The 20,226-nt window shown below is 67.8% G+C and carries 23 protein-coding genes; 14 read left to right on the top strand and 9 right to left on the bottom strand.

Features of this window, described 5'->3' with window-relative positions; translation table 11 throughout:
* The first annotated feature begins 4 nt into the window (after nucleotides 1-4).
* From ACQP1O_RS30545 to hisI, 3 genes are read left to right on the top strand one after another with little or no spacing between them, the layout of a single operon-like run.
* Entirely contained in the window at nucleotides 5-826 is an 822-nt protein-coding gene (locus ACQP1O_RS30545; RefSeq protein ID WP_433561864.1) for an inositol monophosphatase family protein, read from the top strand.
* A gap of 16 nt (nucleotides 827-842) precedes the next feature.
* Nucleotides 843-1,616: an imidazole glycerol phosphate synthase subunit HisF gene (gene hisF / locus ACQP1O_RS30540; protein ID WP_433561863.1), complete on the top strand. Its 774-nt coding sequence runs from the start codon at nucleotides 843-845 to the stop codon at nucleotides 1,614-1,616.
* On the top strand, nucleotides 1,613-1,984 hold the full coding sequence (gene hisI / locus ACQP1O_RS30535) for a phosphoribosyl-AMP cyclohydrolase (RefSeq protein WP_433561862.1): 372 nt from the start codon (nucleotides 1,613-1,615) through the stop codon (nucleotides 1,982-1,984). The genes hisF and hisI overlap by 4 nt, the downstream gene beginning before the upstream one ends.
* 61 nt (nucleotides 1,985-2,045) lie before the next feature.
* On the opposite strand, the gene ACQP1O_RS30530 is transcribed toward hisI, so the two are convergent.
* The 4 genes from ACQP1O_RS30530 to ACQP1O_RS30515 form a co-directional block, all read right to left on the bottom strand.
* On the bottom strand, nucleotides 2,046-2,543 hold the full coding sequence (locus ACQP1O_RS30530; RefSeq protein ID WP_433561861.1) for a MarR family winged helix-turn-helix transcriptional regulator: 498 nt from the start codon (nucleotides 2,541-2,543) through the stop codon (nucleotides 2,046-2,048).
* Nucleotides 2,544-2,731: 188 nt separating this feature from the next.
* The gene (locus ACQP1O_RS30525) at nucleotides 2,732-3,325 is read right to left on the bottom strand and encodes a permease (RefSeq protein ID WP_433561860.1); all 594 of its coding nucleotides are present in this window, start codon (nucleotides 3,323-3,325) and stop codon (nucleotides 2,732-2,734) included.
* A gap of 100 nt (nucleotides 3,326-3,425) precedes the next feature.
* A complete protein-coding gene (locus ACQP1O_RS30520; RefSeq protein WP_357003011.1) occupies nucleotides 3,426-3,881 on the bottom strand; it encodes a peroxiredoxin in 456 nt (151 codons plus the stop codon).
* Between the two features lie 172 nt (nucleotides 3,882-4,053).
* On the bottom strand, nucleotides 4,054-4,359 hold the full coding sequence (locus tag ACQP1O_RS30515; RefSeq protein WP_433561859.1) for a hypothetical protein: 306 nt from the start codon (nucleotides 4,357-4,359) through the stop codon (nucleotides 4,054-4,056).
* A gap of 199 nt (nucleotides 4,360-4,558) precedes the next feature.
* On the opposite strand from ACQP1O_RS30515, the gene ACQP1O_RS30510 reads away from it, so the two are divergent.
* The 11 genes from ACQP1O_RS30510 (at nucleotide 4,559) to ACQP1O_RS30460 (ending at nucleotide 16,114) form a co-directional block, all read left to right on the top strand.
* A complete protein-coding gene (locus ACQP1O_RS30510) occupies nucleotides 4,559-6,124 on the top strand; it encodes an anthranilate synthase component I (RefSeq protein WP_433561858.1) in 1,566 nt (521 codons plus the stop codon).
* Nucleotides 6,121-7,101 carry a TIGR02234 family membrane protein gene (locus ACQP1O_RS30505; RefSeq protein ID WP_433561857.1) on the top strand — a complete coding sequence of 327 codons (981 nt, stop codon included), beginning with the start codon at nucleotides 6,121-6,123 and terminating at the stop codon, nucleotides 7,099-7,101. The genes ACQP1O_RS30510 and ACQP1O_RS30505 overlap by 4 nt, the downstream gene beginning before the upstream one ends.
* Nucleotides 7,102-7,250: 149 nt before the next feature.
* Complete coding sequence (gene trpC, locus ACQP1O_RS30500; protein WP_433561856.1) at nucleotides 7,251-8,069, top strand: indole-3-glycerol phosphate synthase TrpC; 819 nt, start codon at nucleotides 7,251-7,253, stop codon at nucleotides 8,067-8,069.
* Between the two features lie 8 nt (nucleotides 8,070-8,077).
* Complete coding sequence (gene trpB, locus ACQP1O_RS30495; RefSeq protein WP_433561855.1) at nucleotides 8,078-9,388, top strand: tryptophan synthase subunit beta; 1,311 nt, start codon at nucleotides 8,078-8,080, stop codon at nucleotides 9,386-9,388.
* A complete protein-coding gene (gene trpA, locus ACQP1O_RS30490; protein ID WP_433561854.1) occupies nucleotides 9,385-10,185 on the top strand; it encodes a tryptophan synthase subunit alpha in 801 nt (266 codons plus the stop codon). Before trpB ends, trpA begins: the two co-directional genes overlap by 4 nt.
* Before the next feature lie 193 nt (nucleotides 10,186-10,378).
* Entirely contained in the window at nucleotides 10,379-11,557 is a 1,179-nt protein-coding gene (gene lgt / locus ACQP1O_RS30485; RefSeq protein ID WP_433561853.1) for a prolipoprotein diacylglyceryl transferase, read from the top strand.
* 20 nt (nucleotides 11,558-11,577) lie between these two features.
* A complete protein-coding gene (locus tag ACQP1O_RS30480) occupies nucleotides 11,578-12,018 on the top strand; it encodes an NINE protein (protein WP_433561852.1) in 441 nt (146 codons plus the stop codon).
* A 210-nt stretch (nucleotides 12,019-12,228) separates the two neighbouring features.
* Nucleotides 12,229-12,984, top strand: coding sequence for a transporter substrate-binding domain-containing protein (locus ACQP1O_RS30475; protein ID WP_379389796.1), 756 nt, complete (start codon nucleotides 12,229-12,231; stop codon nucleotides 12,982-12,984).
* 21 nt (nucleotides 12,985-13,005) lie between these two features.
* A complete protein-coding gene (locus ACQP1O_RS30470) occupies nucleotides 13,006-13,674 on the top strand; it encodes an amino acid ABC transporter permease (RefSeq protein WP_354846064.1) in 669 nt (222 codons plus the stop codon).
* Between the two features lie 90 nt (nucleotides 13,675-13,764).
* Complete coding sequence (gene pyk, locus ACQP1O_RS30465; RefSeq protein WP_364619557.1) at nucleotides 13,765-15,189, top strand: pyruvate kinase; 1,425 nt, start codon at nucleotides 13,765-13,767, stop codon at nucleotides 15,187-15,189.
* A gap of 61 nt (nucleotides 15,190-15,250) precedes the next feature.
* On the top strand, nucleotides 15,251-16,114 hold the full coding sequence (locus ACQP1O_RS30460) for an acyl-CoA thioesterase (protein ID WP_433567850.1): 864 nt from the start codon (nucleotides 15,251-15,253) through the stop codon (nucleotides 16,112-16,114).
* Nucleotides 16,115-16,317: 203 nt separating this feature from the next.
* Here ACQP1O_RS30460 and ACQP1O_RS30455 read toward each other — a convergent pair whose 3' ends face one another.
* From ACQP1O_RS30455 to ACQP1O_RS30435, 5 genes are all read right to left on the bottom strand, one after another.
* The gene (locus tag ACQP1O_RS30455; RefSeq protein ID WP_433561851.1) at nucleotides 16,318-16,680 is read right to left on the bottom strand and encodes a hypothetical protein; all 363 of its coding nucleotides are present in this window, start codon (nucleotides 16,678-16,680) and stop codon (nucleotides 16,318-16,320) included.
* A gap of 193 nt (nucleotides 16,681-16,873) precedes the next feature.
* Nucleotides 16,874-17,563, bottom strand: coding sequence for a low molecular weight phosphatase family protein (locus ACQP1O_RS30450; RefSeq protein ID WP_433561850.1), 690 nt, complete (start codon nucleotides 17,561-17,563; stop codon nucleotides 16,874-16,876).
* Between the two features lie 60 nt (nucleotides 17,564-17,623).
* A complete protein-coding gene (locus tag ACQP1O_RS30445; RefSeq protein WP_433561849.1) occupies nucleotides 17,624-18,301 on the bottom strand; it encodes a phenylacetaldoxime dehydratase family protein in 678 nt (225 codons plus the stop codon).
* A gap of 144 nt (nucleotides 18,302-18,445) precedes the next feature.
* Nucleotides 18,446-18,631: a hypothetical protein gene (locus tag ACQP1O_RS30440; protein WP_433561848.1), complete on the bottom strand. Its 186-nt coding sequence runs from the start codon at nucleotides 18,629-18,631 to the stop codon at nucleotides 18,446-18,448.
* Between the two features lie 420 nt (nucleotides 18,632-19,051).
* Nucleotides 19,052-20,062 carry a glycosyltransferase gene (locus ACQP1O_RS30435; protein ID WP_433561847.1) on the bottom strand — a complete coding sequence of 337 codons (1,011 nt, stop codon included), beginning with the start codon at nucleotides 20,060-20,062 and terminating at the stop codon, nucleotides 19,052-19,054.
* Nucleotides 20,063-20,226: the final 164 nt, after the last annotated feature.

Below are 20,226 nucleotides of genomic sequence, written 5' to 3'. Positions count from 1 at the left end.
CGCCGTGGCCGCCGAACTCGCCGAACTGCTCGGCATCGCCAGTGGCGTTCTCGACTCCGCCGCACCGCGTTTCGTCGAGGGCATCGGGGCGCCGAGCGCGGTCGAGAAGGGGCGCAACGACTTCGCCACCGAACTCGACCTGGAGCTCGAGCGCACCATCTCGCAGCAGCTGGGCGAACGCACCGGAATCCCGGTGCACGGTGAGGAATTCGGTGGTCCGCAGCTGACCTCCGGCACCGCCTGGGTGCTGGACCCCATCGACGGCACCTTCAACTATTCGGCGGGCAGCCCGATGTGCGGCATGCTGCTGGCGCTGGTGTGTGATGGCGTCCCGGTCATCGGCCTGACCTGGCTGCCGATCCTGGGTCAGCGCTACGCGGCGGTCGCGGACGGCCCGTTGCTGCTGAACGGCAACCCGCTGCCGCGCCTGGCCCCGGCCAAGCTCGCCACCGCGATGCTCGGCTTCGGCAGCTTCAATATCGATGGGGCGGGCCGGATTCCGGGCATCTTCCGCTTCAATCTGCTGGGAGCGCTGAGCCGGCTGTCCGGCCGCCAGCGCATGTACGGCTCCACCGGCATCGACCTGGCCTACACCGCCTCGGGAATTCTGGGCGGGGCCGTGGTGTTCGGACATCATCCGTGGGACAACGCTGCGGGCGTGGCCCTGGTCCGGGCCGCCGGGGGCGTGGTCACCGACCTGCTGGGCCGGGACTGGACCGTCGAGTCCGGTTCGGTGCTGGCCGCCGCCCCTGGCGTGCACGAGGAACTACTGGACCTGATCGCGGATACCGCCGACCGGGTCCGAGGAGAGGCAGAGCAATGCTGAAGACAGAGGTCATGAAATGACGGTGGCCGTACGCGTGATTCCGTGCCTGGACGTGGACGCCGGGCGCGTGGTCAAGGGCGTCAACTTCGAAAACCTCAGGGACGCCGGCGATCCCGTGGAACTCGCGGCCACCTACGATGCCCAGGGCGCCGACGAGCTGACCTTCCTCGACGTCACCGCCTCCACCGGCGACCGCGGCACCATGATCGACGTGGTCACCCGCACCGCCGAGCAGATCTTCATCCCGCTCACCGTCGGCGGCGGCGTGCGCACCGTCGAGGACGTGGACCGGCTGCTGCGCGCGGGCGCGGACAAGGTGTCGGTGAACACCGCCGCCATCGCCCGCCCCGAGGTGCTGCGCGAAATGTCGGAGCGCTTCGGCTCCCAGTGCATCGTGCTGTCGGTCGACGCCCGCACCGTGCCCGAGGGCCGGCCCGCGACCCCGTCCGGCTGGGAGGTCACCACCCACGGCGGCAAGCGCGGCACCGGCATCGACGCCGTCGAATGGGCCGTGCGCGGAGCCGAACTGGGCGTCGGCGAGATCCTGCTCAACTCCATGGACGCCGACGGCACCAAGGCGGGCTTCGACCTGCCGATGATCCGCGCGGTGCGCGCCGCGGTCTCGGTGCCGGTCATCGCCTCCGGTGGCGCGGGCAAGGTCGCCGACTTCGCGCCCGCCGTGCAGTCCGGCGCGGACGCGGTGCTGGCCGCCAGTGTCTTCCACTTCGGCGACCTCACCATCGGCCAGGTCAAGGACGCCATGCGCGCGGAAGGAATCACCGTCCGATGAGCACCCTGGATCCCGCGATCGCACGCCGCCTCAAGCGCAACTCCGACGGGCTGTTCGCCGCCATCGCACAGGAGAAGAGCACCGGCGACGTGCTCATGATGGCGTGGATGGACGACGAGGCGCTGGCCCGCACCCTGGAAACCCGCAAGGGCACCTACTATTCGCGCTCGCGCCAGCAGTACTGGGTCAAGGGCGAGACCTCCGGCCACACCCAGTACGTGCACGAGGTGCGGCTGGACTGCGACGGCGACACCGTGCTGCTGGTCGTCGATCAGGAGGGCGCGGCCTGCCACACGGGCACCCACACCTGCTTCGACACCGACGTGCTGCTGTCCCAGGGCAACCGGCTGCTCACCGACGAGGACTGAGCGGCAACGGTTTTCCGGCCTGGGCGAGCAAGCTCGCAGCGTCGGTGGACAGCCTCCCGTGTCAGCCCGATTCGTTCGGATCCACGTCCAGATACGAGATCGGCCGCCCCGAGCGGCCGAGCCCGCGGGCCATGCCCTTCTCCAGCTGTGCCACCAGCGTCTCGCCCAGTTCCAGCAGCTGCTTGGTCTGCTCGGCGTCCAGCCCGTCGAACACCAGGCCGCGCACGCACTCCAGATACCCGGGCGCGGCCTCGGTGATCTTCTGAAATCCGGCATCGGTCAGCACCGCCTGCGCGCCGCGGCGACCGGTAATGGTGACGCGCTCGGCCCAGCCCAGCCGTTCGAGTTTGGAGACCACGTGCGAGAGTCGTGATAGCGATGCGTTTGCTTTTTGCGCAAGGTCACTCAGTTGCAACCGGTGACCTGGTTCTTCGGAGAGCAGAGTCATCACGAAGTATTCGAAATGGGTAATCCCGGACTCGCGTTGTAGCTGGGTATCCAATGCGGCGGGAAGTCTGGTGGTGAGCGCGACAAGGGTACGCCAAGCTCGCTGTTCCATGGGATTCAACCACTTGGTCACCGTGCGCGCCCTCTCGTAGCAGCCAAGTGACGTGTTGTGCCGGCCCGGGAGAGCCTGCGAAACAGCATCGAACGAGTCACTCGCACGTTAAAGTTTGCCACGATTTCGCTCGTCAGTCACGGTGTTGCCGGATGACGTGACATCGATCACGCGTGTCGCGAGTGGATTCAGTTCGCGTCGAGTTCGGGAGGCGGCGTCGGAGTTTCGGGCTCTACGCGGGGCTTTTCCGGTTCGGCCTGCCGGCGTTCGGCGCGGTACCGGCGGAATCGCTTGCGCAGCAAGAGAAATGACACCAGCAGGAACAGCAGCGCGGCCACGATCGCACCCGCCAGCACGGCGCCGCGGAATCCCGGCCCGTCGACATCGAGAATGCGCTCACCGGCGTGTGCGGCATTCGAGTTGCCCCACACGATGGTCAGCGTCATCAAATTCGGGATGGCGATGACGATCGCGAGAACCGCCGCGCCGCCCGCGATAAACATGCCGCCCCGTTTACGCCAGCTGAGTCCTGCGGCCAGGAACAGGAAAAGTGGCACAGCTGTACATACCGCGCCCATTATCAGGCCGTACCAGATGCCCTTGGCGAAACTCCCGCTCACCCATTCGCCGATGCGCTGCGCCCACCACCGTGGAATGAATGCGGCCAGCATCAGATACACCAGCCACAAAACGACAGCGGCCGCCACTCCGCCAATGATGCGATTGCGCCACGTGACGAACGTTGAAGGCTTTCGCTCCTGGTCGGTGCTGGGCGTAGTCATGCGCTCAGCGTATGTCCGAATTCTCGGCGCGCACAGGAGCGACGCGGTGGGGGCTCAGCGCTCGCGCGGGAACCGACTGAGCGCTCACGTGGGAACCGGCTCAGCGCTCGCGCAGGAACTTCAACGCCTCGTCGGCGTGCACGTTCGCGCGCATCTCGCTGTTGATGACCTTGGCGACGGTCCGGTCCGGATCGATGACGAAGGTCGTCCGCTTCACCGGCACCAGCGCGCCCAGCAGGCCGCGCTTCACGCCGAACTCGGCGGCCACCTTGGCTCCGGGATCGGACAGCACCGGATAGCTCAGGCCCTGCTTCTCCGCGAACCCGGACTGCACCTCGACGGAATCCGCGCTGATCCCCACGCAGGTCGCCCCGGCGGCCTTGAATTCCGTTGCCAGATCCCGGAAGTGGCACGCCTCGGCCGTGCACACCGGCGTGTTCGCGGCGGGATAGAAGAACAACACCACCGGCCCGTCCACGAGCAGCGACTCGAGCGACCGCACGGTCCCCGACTGGTCCGGAAGTTCGAAATTGGGTGCGAGCTGACCAACCTTCATACCCGCACCCTACCCCTGATTCATCGTGCACGAGCTATCGGAGACCCGGATGAAACCCTTTGCTGGGCTTCGGGCTTGGCGCCTCGTGACCGGCCCCCACCGGTCGTCTGCCCGGGGCTGGAGGACGGGCCCCGGAGCCCCAACCGCCCCGACACTGGGTGCCGGTCCTACCTCACACGCCGATCAGGGCGGCGATCTCCGGGTTCTTGATATCCATGACGTCCAGGATCCCGTGGGCGCGCAGGAACGGCTCGAGCTCCCGGATGCGGTCGGCGTACTCGGCGTACTCGTCCGGGAAGCTGCGCCGATCCAGTGCTTCGAGGGCCTTCGCATATGTGACGAACGAGGCGATGGCGGAGTGCTTCCCGCCGGGGTTCACTTGCGTCATCCACGGCGGCTGGCCGGGAAGCACGCCCGGAGCCATCTGCTGACCGGTGTGGCGTGGGCCCTCCGGTGCCATCGGGTGCGAGGGGTACATCTGTGTTGAACTCCTCTCGAAAATGGGGATAACCGCGTGCGACCTCTCCATCTTGCTGCCGGAGCAGTGACGATCCACCGCGTGTGGAGACCGCCGCGAGTGCAGTGACGACCGCTTCAGGTATTCGCCGCAGCCGCCCGCTCGGCTGGGCGGGGAGCGCGATTTAGATCGCTCCGAGCGGGCCTGGAATGATGGGTGAATGCACGGCGCGCATGGTTTGCCTCTGAACGCGGCTATCGATACCACCACCTCCCGGGAGCAGTTCCGGGCGCTCGCGGCCGACCACCGGGTGGTCCCGGTGGTCCGAAAGGTGTTGGCGGACTCCGAGACTCCGCTCTCGACCTACCGCAAACTGGCCGCGGACCGGCCCGGCACCTTCCTGCTGGAATCGGCGGAGACCGGCCGCTCCTGGTCGCGATGGTCGTTCATCGGCGCGGGCAGTCCCAGCGCGCTGACCGTGATCGACGGCGCGGCGGCCTGGCTCGGCCAGACTCCCGCCGACGCACCGGTGGGCGGCGATCCGCTCGCCGCGCTGCGCGAGTCGCTGCAGGTGCTGCGCACCGAGCGGCTGCCCGGACTACCGCCGCTGACCGGCGGCCTGGTCGGCTACCTGGGCTACGACACCGTGCGCCGCCTCGAACGCCTGCCCAGCATCGCCACCGATGACCTGCAGGTCCCCGAGATGGTCCTGATGCTGGCCACCGATCTGGCCGCCTTCGACCACCACGAGGGTGCGATCACCCTCATCGCCAATGCCGTCAACTGGAACGGCACCGACGAGCACGTGGACGCGGCCTACGACGACGCGATGGCCCGCCTGGACCGCATGACCGAGGCCCTGGCCGCCCCCGCCGACTCCACCGTCTCGGTGTTCGACCGCCCCGAGCCGAACTACCGCCGGCAGCGCACCTCGGAGGAATTCGGCGCGGGCGTGCGCCGGCTGGTCAAGGAGATCGAGGCCGGCGAGGCGTTCCAGGTGGTGCTCTCGCAGCGCTTCGAGATGGACTACAACGGCACCCCGCTGGATCTCTACCGCATGCTGCGGGCCTCGAACCCGAGCCCGTACATGTACCTCATGCACATCCCGGACGGCTCGGGCGGCACCGCGTTCTCCATCGTCGGCTCCAGCCCCGAATCGCTGGTGACGGTGAAGGACGGCACGGCCACCACCCACCCGATCGCGGGCACCCGCTGGCGTGGTGTCACCGAGGAGGACGACCTGCTGCTCGAGAAGGGCCTGCTCGCCGACGAGAAGGAGAACGCCGAGCACCTCATGCTCGTCGATCTGGGCCGCAACGATCTGGGTCGCGTCTGCGAGCCCGGTACCGTGCGCGTCACCGAGTACCGCCACGTCGAGCGCTACTCGCACGTCATGCACCTGGTCTCCACGGTCTCCGGCCGCCTGCGCGCCGGCAAGATCGCCCTCGACGCGGTCCAGGCCTGCTTCCCCGCGGGCACCCTCTCCGGTGCGCCCAAGGTCCGCGCCATGGAGTTGATCGAGGAGCTCGAGCCCACCCGCCGCGGTGTCTACGCGGGCGTGGTCGGCTACCTGGACTTCGCCGGTGACGCCGACACCGCGATCGCCATCCGCACCGCCCTGCTCAAGGGCGGCACCGCGTTTGTCCAGGCCGGCGCCGGCATCGTCGCCGACTCCGACGCGGATTACGAGGACGTCGAATCCCGCAACAAGGCCATGGCCGTCCTCAAGGCCATCGCCGCCGCCGAGACCGTGCGCGCCTACCGCCCGAACGGCGCGGATCAATGAGCGATCAGGACCCGGACAGGGGTCCGGCACCGAAAGCGACACCCGAAGGCAGCGCAACACCCGAAAGCAGCGCGGAGCGGGAAAACGGAGCGGCGCAATCCGATTCGAAGCCCGCCGGGGCAGCTACCGGGAAATCCGGTGCCGCCGGCGCCGATCCACACGCCGAGACCGATGCCGCGCGCACTGCCGAACGCGCGCGGGCGGCGGACCTGGCCGAGGCCGAGGCGAATGCCGCTGCGGCGGAAGCCGACACGGATGCCGCGCGGGCGCGCAAGCGGTCGCGGCCGATCGCCGCGGTGGCGCTGCTGGCGGTCGCGGCGGCGCTGCTCTGGGGGTCGTCCCGCATGACGTGGGCCCGGCTCGAGATCACCAGCGACTACGGCCTGCCGCGCCATCGAGATCTCAACGGCGGTGTCTGGTTCGGGGCCTTGACGCCGCTGGCGCTGGTCTTCCTGGCCACCATCGCCGCGGTGTTCGCCACCCATGGTTGGTGGCGGCGCGGCGTCGGCGTGGTGGTCGCGGTCCTGGCCGCGGTGTCCGCGGTGCCCGCGTACGCCCTGCTCATGCACAAGGGGACCGCCGATCGCGCCACGCGACTGGCCGAACTGCACGGGGGTGACCATGCGGGCGCGGTGACGACCTCGACGCTGCCGGCCGTGGTGTCCCTGGCCGGAGCGGTGGCCGCGTTCGTGGCCGGTCTGCTCCTGGTCCGGCAGTCGTCCGGGACCACGCGGATGTCCGGCAAGTACGACAGTCCGGCGGCGCGGAAGCTGTCGGCCGCCGAGCAGGTTGCCGCACATCAGGCCCGGGTCCAGGACCACGAATCCGGGACCCCGGCCCGCGCCGACAAACAGTTGTCGGGTCGCGTGCTGTGGGATGCCCTCGACGAGGGCGTCGACCCGACCGACGATGAAACCAATCACCCTGCCGCGGACGATGATCCGGGTAACGGGGCAGCGCGCGACAACCGCCCCTGAGCTGGGTGAGGGACCGGCAGCGTCGCCGGTACCCGCCCCGCTGTCAAGCACGGGAACATAGCCATTTACTCTTTATCAGCATCGGTGAGACAGCGCCTGGGGGGATTCTCAGGCAGCAAGTCCGTCTCCCCAGAAAGGATTCGAGCCAGATGACGGTACTCGACTCGATTCTCGACGGGGTCCGCGCGGATGTGGCCGCTCGGGAAGCCCTTCTGGATTTCCAGGCGGTGAAGGCAGCCGCCGCGCAGGCCAAGTCCCCGCGTGACGCCAAGGCCGCCCTGCACGCGGAGGGGATCGGAGTGATCGCCGAGGTGAAGCGGGCCAGCCCCTCCAAGGGGGCGATCGCGGACATCCCGAACCCCGCCGACCTGGCCCGGGCCTACGAGGACGGCGGCGCGCGCATCATCAGCGTGCTGACCGAGCAGCGCCGATTCGGCGGTTCCCTCGCGGATCTCGACGCGGTTCGCGCGGCGGTGGACATTCCGATCCTGCGCAAGGACTTCATCGTCGGCCCGTACCAGATCCACGAGGCCCGTGCCCACGGCGCGGACGCGATCCTGCTGATCGTGGCCGCCCTGGAACAGGACGTGCTGTCCGCGCTCATCGACCGCACCGAATCGCTCGGCATGACCGCGCTCGTCGAGGTGCACACCGAGGAGGAGGCCGACCGCGCCCTCGAGGCCGGCGCCAGCGTGATCGGCGTGAACGCCCGCAATCTCAAGACCCTCGAGGTGGATCGGGATGTGTTCGCGCGCATCGCCCCCGGCCTGCCCAGTGAAGTGATCCGGGTGGCCGAGTCCGGCATTCGCGGCACCGCCGACCTGCTGGCCTACGCCGGGGCGGGCGCGGACGCCGTGCTCGTCGGCGAGGGCCTGGTGACCAGCGGCGACCCGCGCGCCGCGGTGGCCGAGCTGGTGACCGCCGGAACCCACCCCTCATGCCCGAAGCCGGTTCGCCGGGGACGGTGAAAGAGCCGATGACGCAAACTCACGGAGTTTCTTCCGAAATGGCCTCCGGCAAGAACGTTCTCGGCCTCCCGCAGGCCAGTGACGGCATCACGCACAAGAGCCACGAACCCGATCTGGGCGGGCACTTCGGCGTGTACGGCGGGCGGCACGTGCCCGAGGCGCTGATGGCCGTGATCGAAGAGGTCACCGCCGAATACGACAAGGCCCGGGTCGATCCCAACTTCCTCGACGAGCTGGATCGCCTGCAGCGTGACTACACCGGGCGCCCGTCGCCGGTGTTCGAGTGCAGGAACCTGGCGCAGCACGCCGGCGGCGCGCGCATCGTGCTGAAGCGGGAAGACCTGAACCACACCGGTTCTCACAAAATCAACAATGTGCTGGGTCAGGTGCTGCTGGCCAAGCGCATGAACAAGACCCGCGTCATCGCCGAGACCGGCGCGGGCCAGCACGGCGTCGCCACCGCCACCGCGTGCGCGCTGCTCGGTATCGAGTGCGTCATCTACATGGGCGCGGTCGACACCGTGCGCCAGCAGCTGAACGTGGCTCGCATGCGGCTGCTCGGCGCCGAAGTCATCAGTGTGACAACGGGTTCGCAGACCCTCAAGGACGCCATCAACGAGGCGCTGCGCGACTGGGTCACCAATGCCGAGCAGACCTACTACTGCTTCGGCACCGCCGCGGGCCCGCACCCGTTCCCGCTCATGGTGCGCGACTTCCAGCGCATCATCGGCCTGGAGGCGCGCCAACAGGTGCAGGCCCTGACCGGCCGCCTGCCCGACGCCGTAACCGCCTGTGTCGGTGGCGGTTCCAATGCCATCGGCATCTTCCACGCCTTCATCGACGATCCGGGCGTGCGCCTGATCGGCTACGAGGCCGCGGGCGACGGTGTCGAAACCGGCCGTCACGCAGCGACTTTCACCGGTGGCACCCCGGGTGCGTTCCAGGGCGCGTACTCCTACCTGCTCCAGGACGAAGACGGCCAGACCATCGAATCCCATTCGATTTCGGCCGGTCTGGACTATCCGGGCGTCGGCCCCGAGCACGCCTACCTCAAGGACATCGGCCGGGCGGAGTACTACCCGATCACCGATACCGAGGCCATGGACGCGCTGCTGCTGCTGAGCCGTGCCGAGGGCATCATTCCGGCCATCGAGTCCGCGCACGCGGTCGCGGGCGCGGTGAAACTCGGCAAGGAGCTCGGCGAGGGCGCGATCATCGTGGTGAACCTGTCCGGTCGCGGTGACAAGGACATGGACACCGCCGCCCAGTGGTTCGGGCTGTTCGACAAGGCCGACGAGAACGCAGGGGAGAAGCAGTGAGCCAGCAGTCCCGCCTCGCGAACACCTTCGCAACCGCCCGCGAGGAGAACCGCGCCGCGCTCATCGGCTACCTGCCCGCCGGCTACCCGGACCTGCAGGGTTCCATCGACGTGTGCAAGGCCATGGTCGAGTCCGGTTGCGACATCATCGAAGTCGGCGTCGCCTACTCCGATCCGGTGATGGACGGCCCGACCATCCAGCATGCCGCCGAGCAGGCGCTCGCCGGCGGCGTCCGGGTGCGCGACGTGTTCAAGGTCGTGGAGGCCATCTCCCAGGCGGGCGGCAAGGCCGTCGTCATGACCTACTGGAACCCGGTGCTCAAGTACGGCGTCGACAGCTTCTCCCGCGATCTGGCGGCGGCGGGCGGCCTCGGCCTGATCACGCCCAACCTGATTCCGGAGGAGGCCGACGACTGGTTCGTGGCGTCCTCGACCCACAACCTGGATCGCATCTTCCTGGTCGCGCCGTCGTCCACCGAGGAGCGCCTGGTCAAGACCCTCGAAGCCAGCAAGGGTTTCGTGTACGCGGCCTCGACCATGGGTGTGACCGGTGCGCGCGACGCGGTGTCCTCCATGGCCCCGGCCCTGTGCGCGCGGGTGCGCAGCCACTCCGATATTCCGATCGGCGTGGGCCTGGGTGTGCGCAGTGGTGCGCAGGCGGCCGAAATCGCCTCCTACGCCGACGGTGTCATCGTGGGCTCGGCCCTGGTGACCGCGGCGGCGCAGGGTCTGGACGCGGTCCGGACGCTGACGGCGGAGCTGGCGCAGGGCGTCCGCTCGGCGGCGGTTTCCTCGTAACCAAGGCAATACCCAAGGGTGCGTACCGAATTCGGTACGCACCCTTGTGCTTCATCCGGGGGTGCGGGAATGCGCGCCGCTTCGTATATCCGTTGCGTTACCGGGTGCCGGTGCGACCCATGGCGGCGAATTCCACGGCGCGCGCCGACCTGTGACAGCACGCCGCAGGCCTATTGGGCTACGGTGGGGACTCGTGACCTTACGAGCCCTTGCCGAGAGCACCGGCGCCGATGTCCTGGCCTACATTCCCAGCCCGCCGCGCGGGGTCTGGAACATCGGGCCGTTCCCGCTGCGGGCGTACGCCATCTGCATCATCCTCGGCATCATCGCGGCCATCTGGCTGGGTGAGAAGCGCTGGGTGGCGCGGGGCGGCCAGACCGGCATGGTGCTCGACGTGGCCATGTTCGCGGTGCCGTTCGGCCTGATCGGCGGGCGGCTCTACCACGTGGCCACCGACTGGCAGAAGTACTTCGGCGCCGGCGGTCACCCCATCAACGCGCTCAAGATCTGGGAGGGCGGCCTCGGCATCTGGGGCGCGGTGCTGCTCGGCGGCATCGGCGCCTGGATCGGCTGCCGGGTGTACCGGATTCCGTTGCCCGCCTTCGGCGACGCCATCGCTCCGGGCATCCTGCTGGCCCAGGCCATCGGCCGGCTGGGCAACTACTTCAACCAGGAGCTCTACGGCCGTGAGACCAAGGTGCCGTGGGGGCTGGAGATCTTCCTTCGCTACGACCACAGCGGCCAGCTGGACATGATGAACGGCACCGCCGCGGGCCCGGCGGAGAAGATCGTGCAGCCGACCTTCCTCTACGAGCTGATCTGGAACCTGCTCGGCGTGGCCGTGCTGCTCTACCTGGATCGCAAGTTCCGCATCGGCCACGGCCGCCTGTTCGCGCTCTACGTGGCGATCTACTGCTTCGGCCGCTTCTTCGTGGAGCTGCTGCGCGACGACGAGGCCACCCACATCGCGGGCATCCGCATCAACTCCTTCACCTCGGCGATCGTATTCGTCTGCGCCGTGGCCTATTTCCTGTTCGCCACCAAGGGCCGTGAGACCGCCGACCAGCTGCGCGCCGGCGTGGAACGGCCGTGGCCGTGGCAGTTCGGTGCGCTGCGGGCGTTCGGGGCGGCGGGTGCGGCGGCCGGAACAGGCTCGGCGGCAGGGGATTCGAAGGCGGCCGTCACCGAGGTCGACGAGCCGACCGCCGAGGAATCCACAGGTGACACCGGATCGGAATCCCCGGGCGCCGGCAACGAATCCGAGACCGAGCGCGATATCTCTTCCGAAACCGGCGATTCCGAGCCGGAGGAGACGGAGTCCACCGCGGTCGACCAGGCGAAGTCGGTCGAATCCGGCAAGAATGGCTCCTGACCGCGATCAGGAGGACGTGAGTGACCGACCCATTCGACAAGCCGCCGATGCAGGACGGGCCGCAGTACGGCGTGCCCGGCACCGGCCCACAGTACGGGCAGCCCTACGGTCAGCAGCCCTACCCGGGCCAGCAGCCCTATGGCCAGCCGGGTCAGCCGTACGGACAGCCGATGCCGTATCCGATCCCGGGCCCGGCCGGGCCCTACGGCGGTGACCCGGAAGCCCCGTTCGGCCGCGACCAATTCGGAGTTCCGTTCTCGGACAAGAGCAAGCTCACCGCGGGCCTGCTGCAGATCTTCATCGGGCACTTCGGTGTCGGCCGGTTCTATCTGGGCTACACCACGATCGGCGTGCTGCAGCTGATCACCTGCGGCGGCTGCGGGATCTGGTCGCTGATCGACGGCATTCTCATGCTCACCGGCAAGGTCCCCGATCTGCAGGGACGTCCGCTGCGCGACTGACATCACCGGGAGGTTCGCGGCGCGTCTCGTTCTGGACCGCGGCTGGAATAGACCTCCGCCTTGGAGCGGGGGAGCGAAGCGGAGGAGCGGACTGCCCGGAGCGAAGCGGAGGGCAAAATAGACACAGCCGTGCCGCCCGGTCGGTCCGGGGCGTACCCTTTGTCGGTTGTTTGTCGCGTGGTCACCCACGCCCGAGGAGAGGTCCCCGTCGTGCGCCGTAAGCTCGCCGCCGTCATGCTCGCCGTTGTCGCCGCCGCAGGGCTCGTCGCATGCAGCTCGAGCAAGGACGATGCGAACACGCTCAAAGTCGGCACCGAGGGCAACTACTCCCCGTTCACCTACCAGGACAACGGCACCCTCACCGGCTACGACGTCGACGTCATCAAGGCCGTCGGCGACAAGATCGGCAAGAAGGTGGAATTCACCACCGCCCCCTGGGACTCGCTGTTCGCCGCACTGGAATCCAAGCGTGTGGATCTCATCGCCAATCAGGTCACCATCAAACCCGAACGTGAGCAGAAGTATTCGCTCTCGCAGCCCTACACCGTCTCCGAGGGCGTCATCGTCACCAAGACCGGCAATGACGGCGTCCACGCCCTGGCCGACCTGAACGGCAAGACCTGCGCCCAGTCCGAGACCTCCAACTGGGCCGACACCGCCAAGGGCGCCGGCTGCAAGGTCGAGGCCATCCCCGGCTTCGTGGAGGCGGTGCAGCTGCTCAAGACCGGCCGCGCCGACGCCACCGTCAACGACACCCTCGCGGTGAACGCCTACACCAAGCAGCAGGGCACCGGCACCATCCAGGTCGTCGGCAAGACCGGTGAGGTCTCCAAGCAGGCCTTCGCCGCTCGTAAGGACTCCCAGGCGCTGACCGATCAGGTCAACAAGGCCCTCGACGAACTGCGCGCCGACGGAACGCTCGCCAAGATCTCCGACAAGTACTTCGGCACCGACGTCAGCAAGTAAGCGGCACAGGGCAATTCGACGATGGACGACGCCACCTGGGCGCTGGTGCGGCACAACCTCTGGCCCATGCTGGAGGCCACGGTCACCAAGACGCTGCCGCTGACCGCCATCAGCTTCGTGATCGGCCTGGCGATAGCGCTGTTCGTGGCGCTGGCCCGGATGTCGAGCGTGTGGCCGCTGCACGCGGCCGCGCGCTTCTACATCTCGATCATTCGCGGCACGCCGCTGCTGGTGCAGCTGTTCATCATCTTCTTCGGCCTGCCCGCCTTCAATATCGTGCTGGAGCCGTTTCCGGCGGCCATCATCGCGTTCAGCCTGAATGTCGGCGGCTATGCGGCGGAAATCATTCGGGCCGCGATCCTTTCGGTGGCCCAGGGGCAGTGGGAGGCGTCCTACTCGGTCGGCATGAATTACGCGCAGGCGCTGCGGCTGGTCATCCTGCCGCAGGCCTCCCGCATCGCGGTGCCCCCGCTGTCCAACACCCTCATCTCCTTGGTGAAGGACACGTCGCTCGCTTCCACCATTCTGGTGACCGAGTTGCTGCGCACCGCGCAAATGGCCGCCGCGCCCACCTTCGACTTCTTCGCGCTCTACGGCGTCGCGGCAATCTACTACTGGGTAATATGCCTGGTCCTCGGCTTCGGTCAGACTCGATTGGAAACCCGCCTGGCCCGGCACGTTGCGCGTTGATCGTGAGATAGCTGAACGGCTGCTTACGAGATCCGTATATGTGTGTGCCGGGGTCGGCATGAGGGTTGTCACAGGTCTAGGGTTGAACGCGTGATGCGACGAACGAAGATTGTGTGCACCCTCGGACCAGCAGTGTCATCCGAGGACCGGATTCGTGAGCTCGTCGAAAGTGGCATGGACGTTGCGCGCCTGAACTTCAGCCACGGCGAGCACTCCGATCATGCCGAGAACTACAAGAAGGTGCGTGCTGCCAGCGACACTGCCGGCCGCGCTGTCGGTATCCTCGCCGACCTGCAGGGCCCGAAGATCCGGCTGGGCCGGTTCGAGGGCGACGGCAAGACCGTCTGGAACACCGGCGAGGAAGTCCGTATCACCGTCGACGACATCGTAGGAACTCACGACCGGGTTTCCACCACCTACAAACACCTCGCCAAGGACGCCAAGCCCGGCGACCGGCTGCTCGTGGACGACGGCAAGGTCGGGCTGACCGTGCTGCGTGTCGAGGACAACGACGTCATCTGCCGGGTCACCGAGGGCGGCCCCGTCTCCAACAACAAGGGCGTCTCGCTGCCCGGCATGGACGTGTCCGTGCCCGCGCTGTCCGAAAAGGACATCGACGACCTGGAATTCGCCCTGAATCTGGGCGTGGACTTCATCGCGCTGTCCTTCGTGCGCTCGCCCTCCGATGTGGAGCTGGTGCACGACATCATGGATCGCGTGGGCCGCCGGGTGCCGGTCATCGGCAAGCTCGAAAAGCCCGAAGCCATCGACAATCTGGAAGCCATCGTGCTGGCCTTCGACGCCATCATGGTCGCCCGCGGCGACCTCGGCGTGGAGCTGCCGCTCGAGCAGGTGCCGCTGGTGCAGAAGCGCGCGGTGCAGATGGCGCGCGAGAACGCCAAGCCGGTCATCGTGGCCACCCAGATGCTGGAGTCCATGATCACCAACTCCCGCCCGACCCGCGCCGAGGCCTCCGACGTGGCCAACGCCGTGCTCGATGGCGCGGACGCGGTCATGCTCTCCGGTGAGACCTCGGTCGGCGACTACCCGATCGAGGCCGTGCGCACCATGGCCCGCATCGTGCACGCCGTGGAATCCGAGTCCTCGACCCGGGTGCCGCCGCTGACCCACGTGCCGCGGACCAAGCGCGGTGTCATCTCCTACGCCGCCCGCGACATCGGCGAGCGGTTGAATGCCAAAGCGCTGGTTGCCTTCACGCAGTCCGGTGACACGGTGCGCCGCCTGGCCCGCCTGCACACCCCGCTGCCGCTGCTGGCCTTCACCCCGCAGGCCGCGATTCGCAGTCAGCTCGCCTTGACGTGGGGCGTGGAAACGTTCATCGTTCCTCCGGTGGGCACGACCGACGAGATGATCCACCAGGTGGACAACGCGTTGCTCTCGATCGGCCGGTACAAGAAGGGTGACCTCGTGGTCATCGTGGCCGGCTCGCCGCCGGGTACTGTCGGGTCCACCAACCTGATCCACGTGCATCGCATTGGCGAGGAGGACCACTAATTTGAGTGCGTCGCTGGACGAGACGTCTTCGGACGTCGTCGCGGACCCCGACGGGACCGGTCTGTCCGACGATCTGCGGGAGCTGCTGCGCCTGCTCGATCTGGAGGAGAACGGCCCCGATATCTTCCTCGGACACCATCCCGAGAAGGTGTGGAGCCGCACGTTCGGCGGCCAGCTGGTCTCGCAGGCGATCATCGCCGCGGGACGGACGGTGGGTCCGGAGCGTCCGATCCACGCGGTCAACGCGCACTTCGTACGTGGCGGTGACCCGAAGCAGCCGATCGAATACCACGTCGATCGGCATCGGGACGGCCGCTCCATCGCCAACCGCACGGTCACGGCGTACCAGGACGGGCAGGAGCTGTTCGTCATGCTCGCCGCCTTCCAGGACTGGGGCAAGGGGCTCGAGCACGGCGCGCCCCTGCCCGACGTCCCGGGGCCGGACGACCTTCCGCGCGTGGAGGAGTCGTTCGTCGGTCTGGAGGACAAGCTCCAGATGTTCGTCGACGCACCGCATCCCATCGAGATGCGCTACACCAACGACCCGGCCTGGATCCTCAAGGGCAAGGGCGAGAGCCTCGGTCACAACCGGGTCTGGATGCGCAGCGACGGGCAGCTGCCCGACGACCCGCTGATTCACGTTGCGGCGCTGGCATATTCGTCCGACACCACGGTGCTGGACTCCATCATCACCACGCACGGGCTGTCCTGGGGCTGGGACCGCATCATCGCGGCCACGGTGAACCACTCCATCTGGTTCCACCGGCCCTTCCGCTTCGACGACTGGTCGCTCTACGCGACCGAGTCTCCCGTGGCGGCGGGTTCCCGCGGCCTGGCCCGCGGCCACTTCTACGCCCGGAACGGCGACCTGCTCGCGACGACCGTGCAGGAGGGCGTGATCCGCCACTTCCCGGCGCGCCGCTGACACGCGATCGCCGGACGACGACGCATAGATGCTCGGGCCGTGCCCTTCGGGGTGCGGCCCGACGCGCGTTCCGGGGCGTGGCGCGTTCCGGGGTATGGGTGTGGCGCGTTCCGGGTATCGGGCACGGCGAATCTCGGGGGTCCGGGGGGAGCCCCCGAAATCTCGAGGGGGTTCGGGGACGAAGCCCCTGAGAGCTCCGAAAATTAGATCAGCTCGCGGTTTTCTTCGAGCTCGAAGTTCTCGCGCTGCAGGGCGTGCACGATGTAGGGGATCGGTTCGTCGGCGGACAGTTCCAGCACCAGGCGCTGCTCGAGCTTGGCGATGCCCGCCTTGGTCAGTTGACGGGCCTCGCCCACCAGGCTGAGCGCGATCTCGTAGGTGCGGCGGGTACCCGGGTCCGTGTCGGGATTGTCCAGCCGCCACTGGGTTTCGAGCACAGTGTGGGTGGGTTCGTCGCACTCCACCGGGAGGGTGAAGCGCCACGCGAAGATATCTCGATCGGCGACGTATTCGTCGACCACCCGGCACACCGTCTCGGTGACGCGGTGCAGGGTCTGAGGTGTCACGTAAACATGGAGCGAAACATCCGAAATTCGCTTCGGCATGTCCTTGGTCCTGTTCTTGTGTCGAACCACCGGCAGTGGTGTTCGGCGGAACGGATAGGTGTTCCGCGCGAGAGTGTAATCCCTTACCGGACCCAGCAGGCAGCAAGGTGCATTGACACGCGACGGTTCAGGGCCAGGATGCCGGATTTGCCTGCTATCCGGCGGATTCCGCCGCGTGCCGGGTCGGTTCGACTGCCGGCCCGGAGTATTCGCCCGGCCGCAGGTGCTCGGCTCGTCGGCCCTGCTCGCCCCGGCCGCCGTCTATCACGAGCAGCGGCGGTTGCCCGTCCGCGGCGCTGCGCGGGCGCAGTGTGGCCTGCGGATGCTGATGGGCGTGCAGGGCGAGGAGCAGCGGCACCAGCGCTTCGGCGATACGGTCGCCGACATCGCAAAACTGTTGCGGCGACAGGCCGACCGGGTCGGAGATGTTCTCCCGGCCGACGTACGCGAGATCGTTGCGCGCGGCGTGCAGTCCGACCACGGTGCGCGCGCCGCTGACCTTGGCGATCCGGTAGGCCTCGAGCAGCGTGAAGGTGCGGGGGAGCGCCTCGGGCACGAGTTCGCGCACCTGGTCGCGAATCTTCTCGGTCATGGCCAGCACCAGGTCGGCGCGGTGTACCATCTCCGCCTTGAGGCGGCGGGCCTTGAAATTGTCGGCGTTGCCGCCGAGACCCACAATCGTCTGTGCGGCAAGGGGTTCCACGGGGAATCCGACCAGTGCGCGTACTCCGGCACTCTCGGCGGACAGCTCCTGTAGTCCGTGGTCAGCGGCCACCGCCAGGGTGAGGCGCTCGGCAATGACGGATCGGCAAACATTTCCGCTGCACACGAACAGCACATGCATGCGGATAACTTATGCCCGCCGTTGTCGCTTCGAAACAGTTCCGTGACCGAATCACACGTTTCAACCGCGATGTTCATCGCGCGGTCGAATGTCGCTCACCTGATGTTGGTTCTCGTTTACCGGAGTGTCCGTTTGGCAACAGGTCAACGCCCCTGGAATGTGAGCATGCCCGCTCGCGTCCGGCAAATCAATAGCCGAACGGTTATTGGTGTCAGTCGTGCCGTACAACGCGGATTCCGTTATCACGGGCGCGATTTCGGGCACTGCCCGATCTCCGGTCCGGACCGTATCGCCGACCCGGCCGCGTGTCGAGAACAACCGCCCCCGAGCAGGGACGGCTCGCGCGAACCGGGCCAGCCCGGTGGGCGTGGACATATCGTCGTACACGGAATCGATTCCGCCCCTGGCGAAATAGGCTTCGTGCCAGAATCCGGTGCCGCCGGAATCCCGCAGGAATTGCTGCCACCACTGCCGGTGCGGGTCCGACCGCGTCCACCGTTCCAGGCTCTCCAGATCCCGCCAGTACTGCCGCGCACCCCAGTGTGGCGGCCACAGCGACCACACCACATCCTCGTGCGACAGGAGCCCGTCCGGCATATCGTGATGCGACCGATACAGCTTGGGGCCGACGCCCAGCAGCCGCAGGATTCCCCGTGGCTTGCGCACGCGCATCCCGAGTAGGATCACGACCAGATCCGGATATTCGGACAGGTCCGCGGTCATTCTCTTCACCCGCATTCGTGACCTCCGCACGTTTCGCTGATCCGTGCGGGACTACGGCGCCGCTGTCCTCACGGTTCGAAAACGCTGTTTCCTCGTCCTGTCCGCAGTCTAGCCCGGCGTGCGGTGCGCCGGCGGAGCGTGGATGCGGCCCGGCTCGCCCTAGGTGCTCAGCCGCAGGACGGCCGAGTTGCCCTGGACGGCAACGATCTTCACGGTCAGGCCGTTCAGGGCGATGGTGCCGCCGACCGTGGTCGACCCGACGACCGGCAACCCGAACACCGTCGTCGACGCGGTGACCGAGCCCAGGCCGATCTGCGCGATCCGGACGTTGCTGATTCGCGACAATCCGGGAACCGGAATCGTGGTCGGCCCGTCGACCCGGACCTCGCAATTGCCGTTGGAGCAGGCGCTGAGATCGGTCCCGTTCGAGGCCGCCGGCAACCCGTCCGCGGGCTGGTTCGCTGCTTTCGAAGACGTCGTCCTGGCCGCGGTCGTCGCTCCCGCCGTCGATCCTGCACCGGCCGGTACCGCCGACCCGCCCGTTTCCGTCCCACAGCCAGCGCACAACGCCACAACCGCCACCGCCAGGCCGACCCCGGCCGGCCCTACTTTCGCCAACGCGGATATCGGGATTCGCATGCAACCTCCACCATGCTCTCGGACCTACGGACACGATGATGCGCGACGCGACGGCCCGCCGTAGTGAAATCCGACTGTTCGCCCCGATTTATCCCCGCCCGGCCCCGGTACGGGAGCCTGGTACCCCTATCGGCCCACGACGTGGTCGCGCAGCCGCTCGACGACCTCATCCGGCCCGGGCATCCGAGCGATCTCCGCCGCGACCGCCTCGGCCGCCTCGCGATAAGAATTGCCCCGCCGCGGCAGCAGCCGCGCCGCCCGATCGGCGATCGTGTCCGCGTCGACCTCGCCCGCCCCGAGCTGAATCGCCGCACCCACCGCCTCCAGCGCATCCGCATTCGCGAACTGGTCGGCCCCCTGCGGCAGGACCAGTTGAGGCACCCCGGAATTCAGCGCACCGAGGGTGGTGCCGCTGCCCCCGTGATGCACGACAACGTCGACATGGGGGAGTAGCCGGGATTGCGGCACCCAGCCGTGCACACTGACATTGCCCGGCAGCGCACCGAGCTCGTCCGGATCCAGCCGCCCCGCAGCGACGATGACCTGGGCGTCGAGCCGAGAGAGGCCGGACACGGCCTGTGTGATCAGTCCCGGTGTGCCGAATACGGTGCCCAGCGTCAGGTAGATCAGTGGCCGAGACGTCGGTATGCCCGGCAATGCGGAGATTCCCCCGGTCTCCGGGTACGGAACCGGCCGCAACTCGATCCGTTCCGCTATCAGAAATTCCTTGTCCTGCAGCGAAGCCGGGCAAATATCAATATGCGGCACTCCTTCCACCTCGGCGATCCGCATCGGATTCTCCAGCCCGATCCCCTCCGGAAACATCCGTCCGAACCCATGCCACACTCCCGGAATCCCCGCCCGTCGCGCGGCGATCGCTGCCCCCGGCACCCCCCACTCGTGAATCACCAGATCCGGCCGCAACCGCTCCAAATCCCCCGCAATGTCCTCCGCGTACATCTCCGAAAAACAATCCCCGGGCCGGAACGCCTCCAAACCATGCCGCCCGATCACCCCGTGCATCCCCGCTCCCACCGCGAAATGCACCTCACACCCCGCCTCCCGAGCCGCCACCGCGAGCGGCACCAGCGGATACGCATGCCCCACAGTCGCGAGGCTGGCAAACACAAGGCGCATCCCGCCACCCTAACCCGTCAACCCGAGGTTGACCATCCCCGAACCCCCTGCCGGACACCACTTCTCGCAACCCCACCCCGGACATGCCGTCGTGTGTGTTGCCACGGGAAAGTGAGTTCCGAAGCGACGCCGGACGGCCTGTATCGCAGTCGATTTCGGTGGCC

The sequence above is a fragment of the Nocardia sp. CA-151230 genome, from assembly GCF_050942175.1.
Taxonomy (GTDB): Bacteria; Actinomycetota; Actinomycetes; order Mycobacteriales; family Mycobacteriaceae; genus Nocardia.
This window is presented reverse-complemented; position numbering and strand designations above follow the sequence as displayed.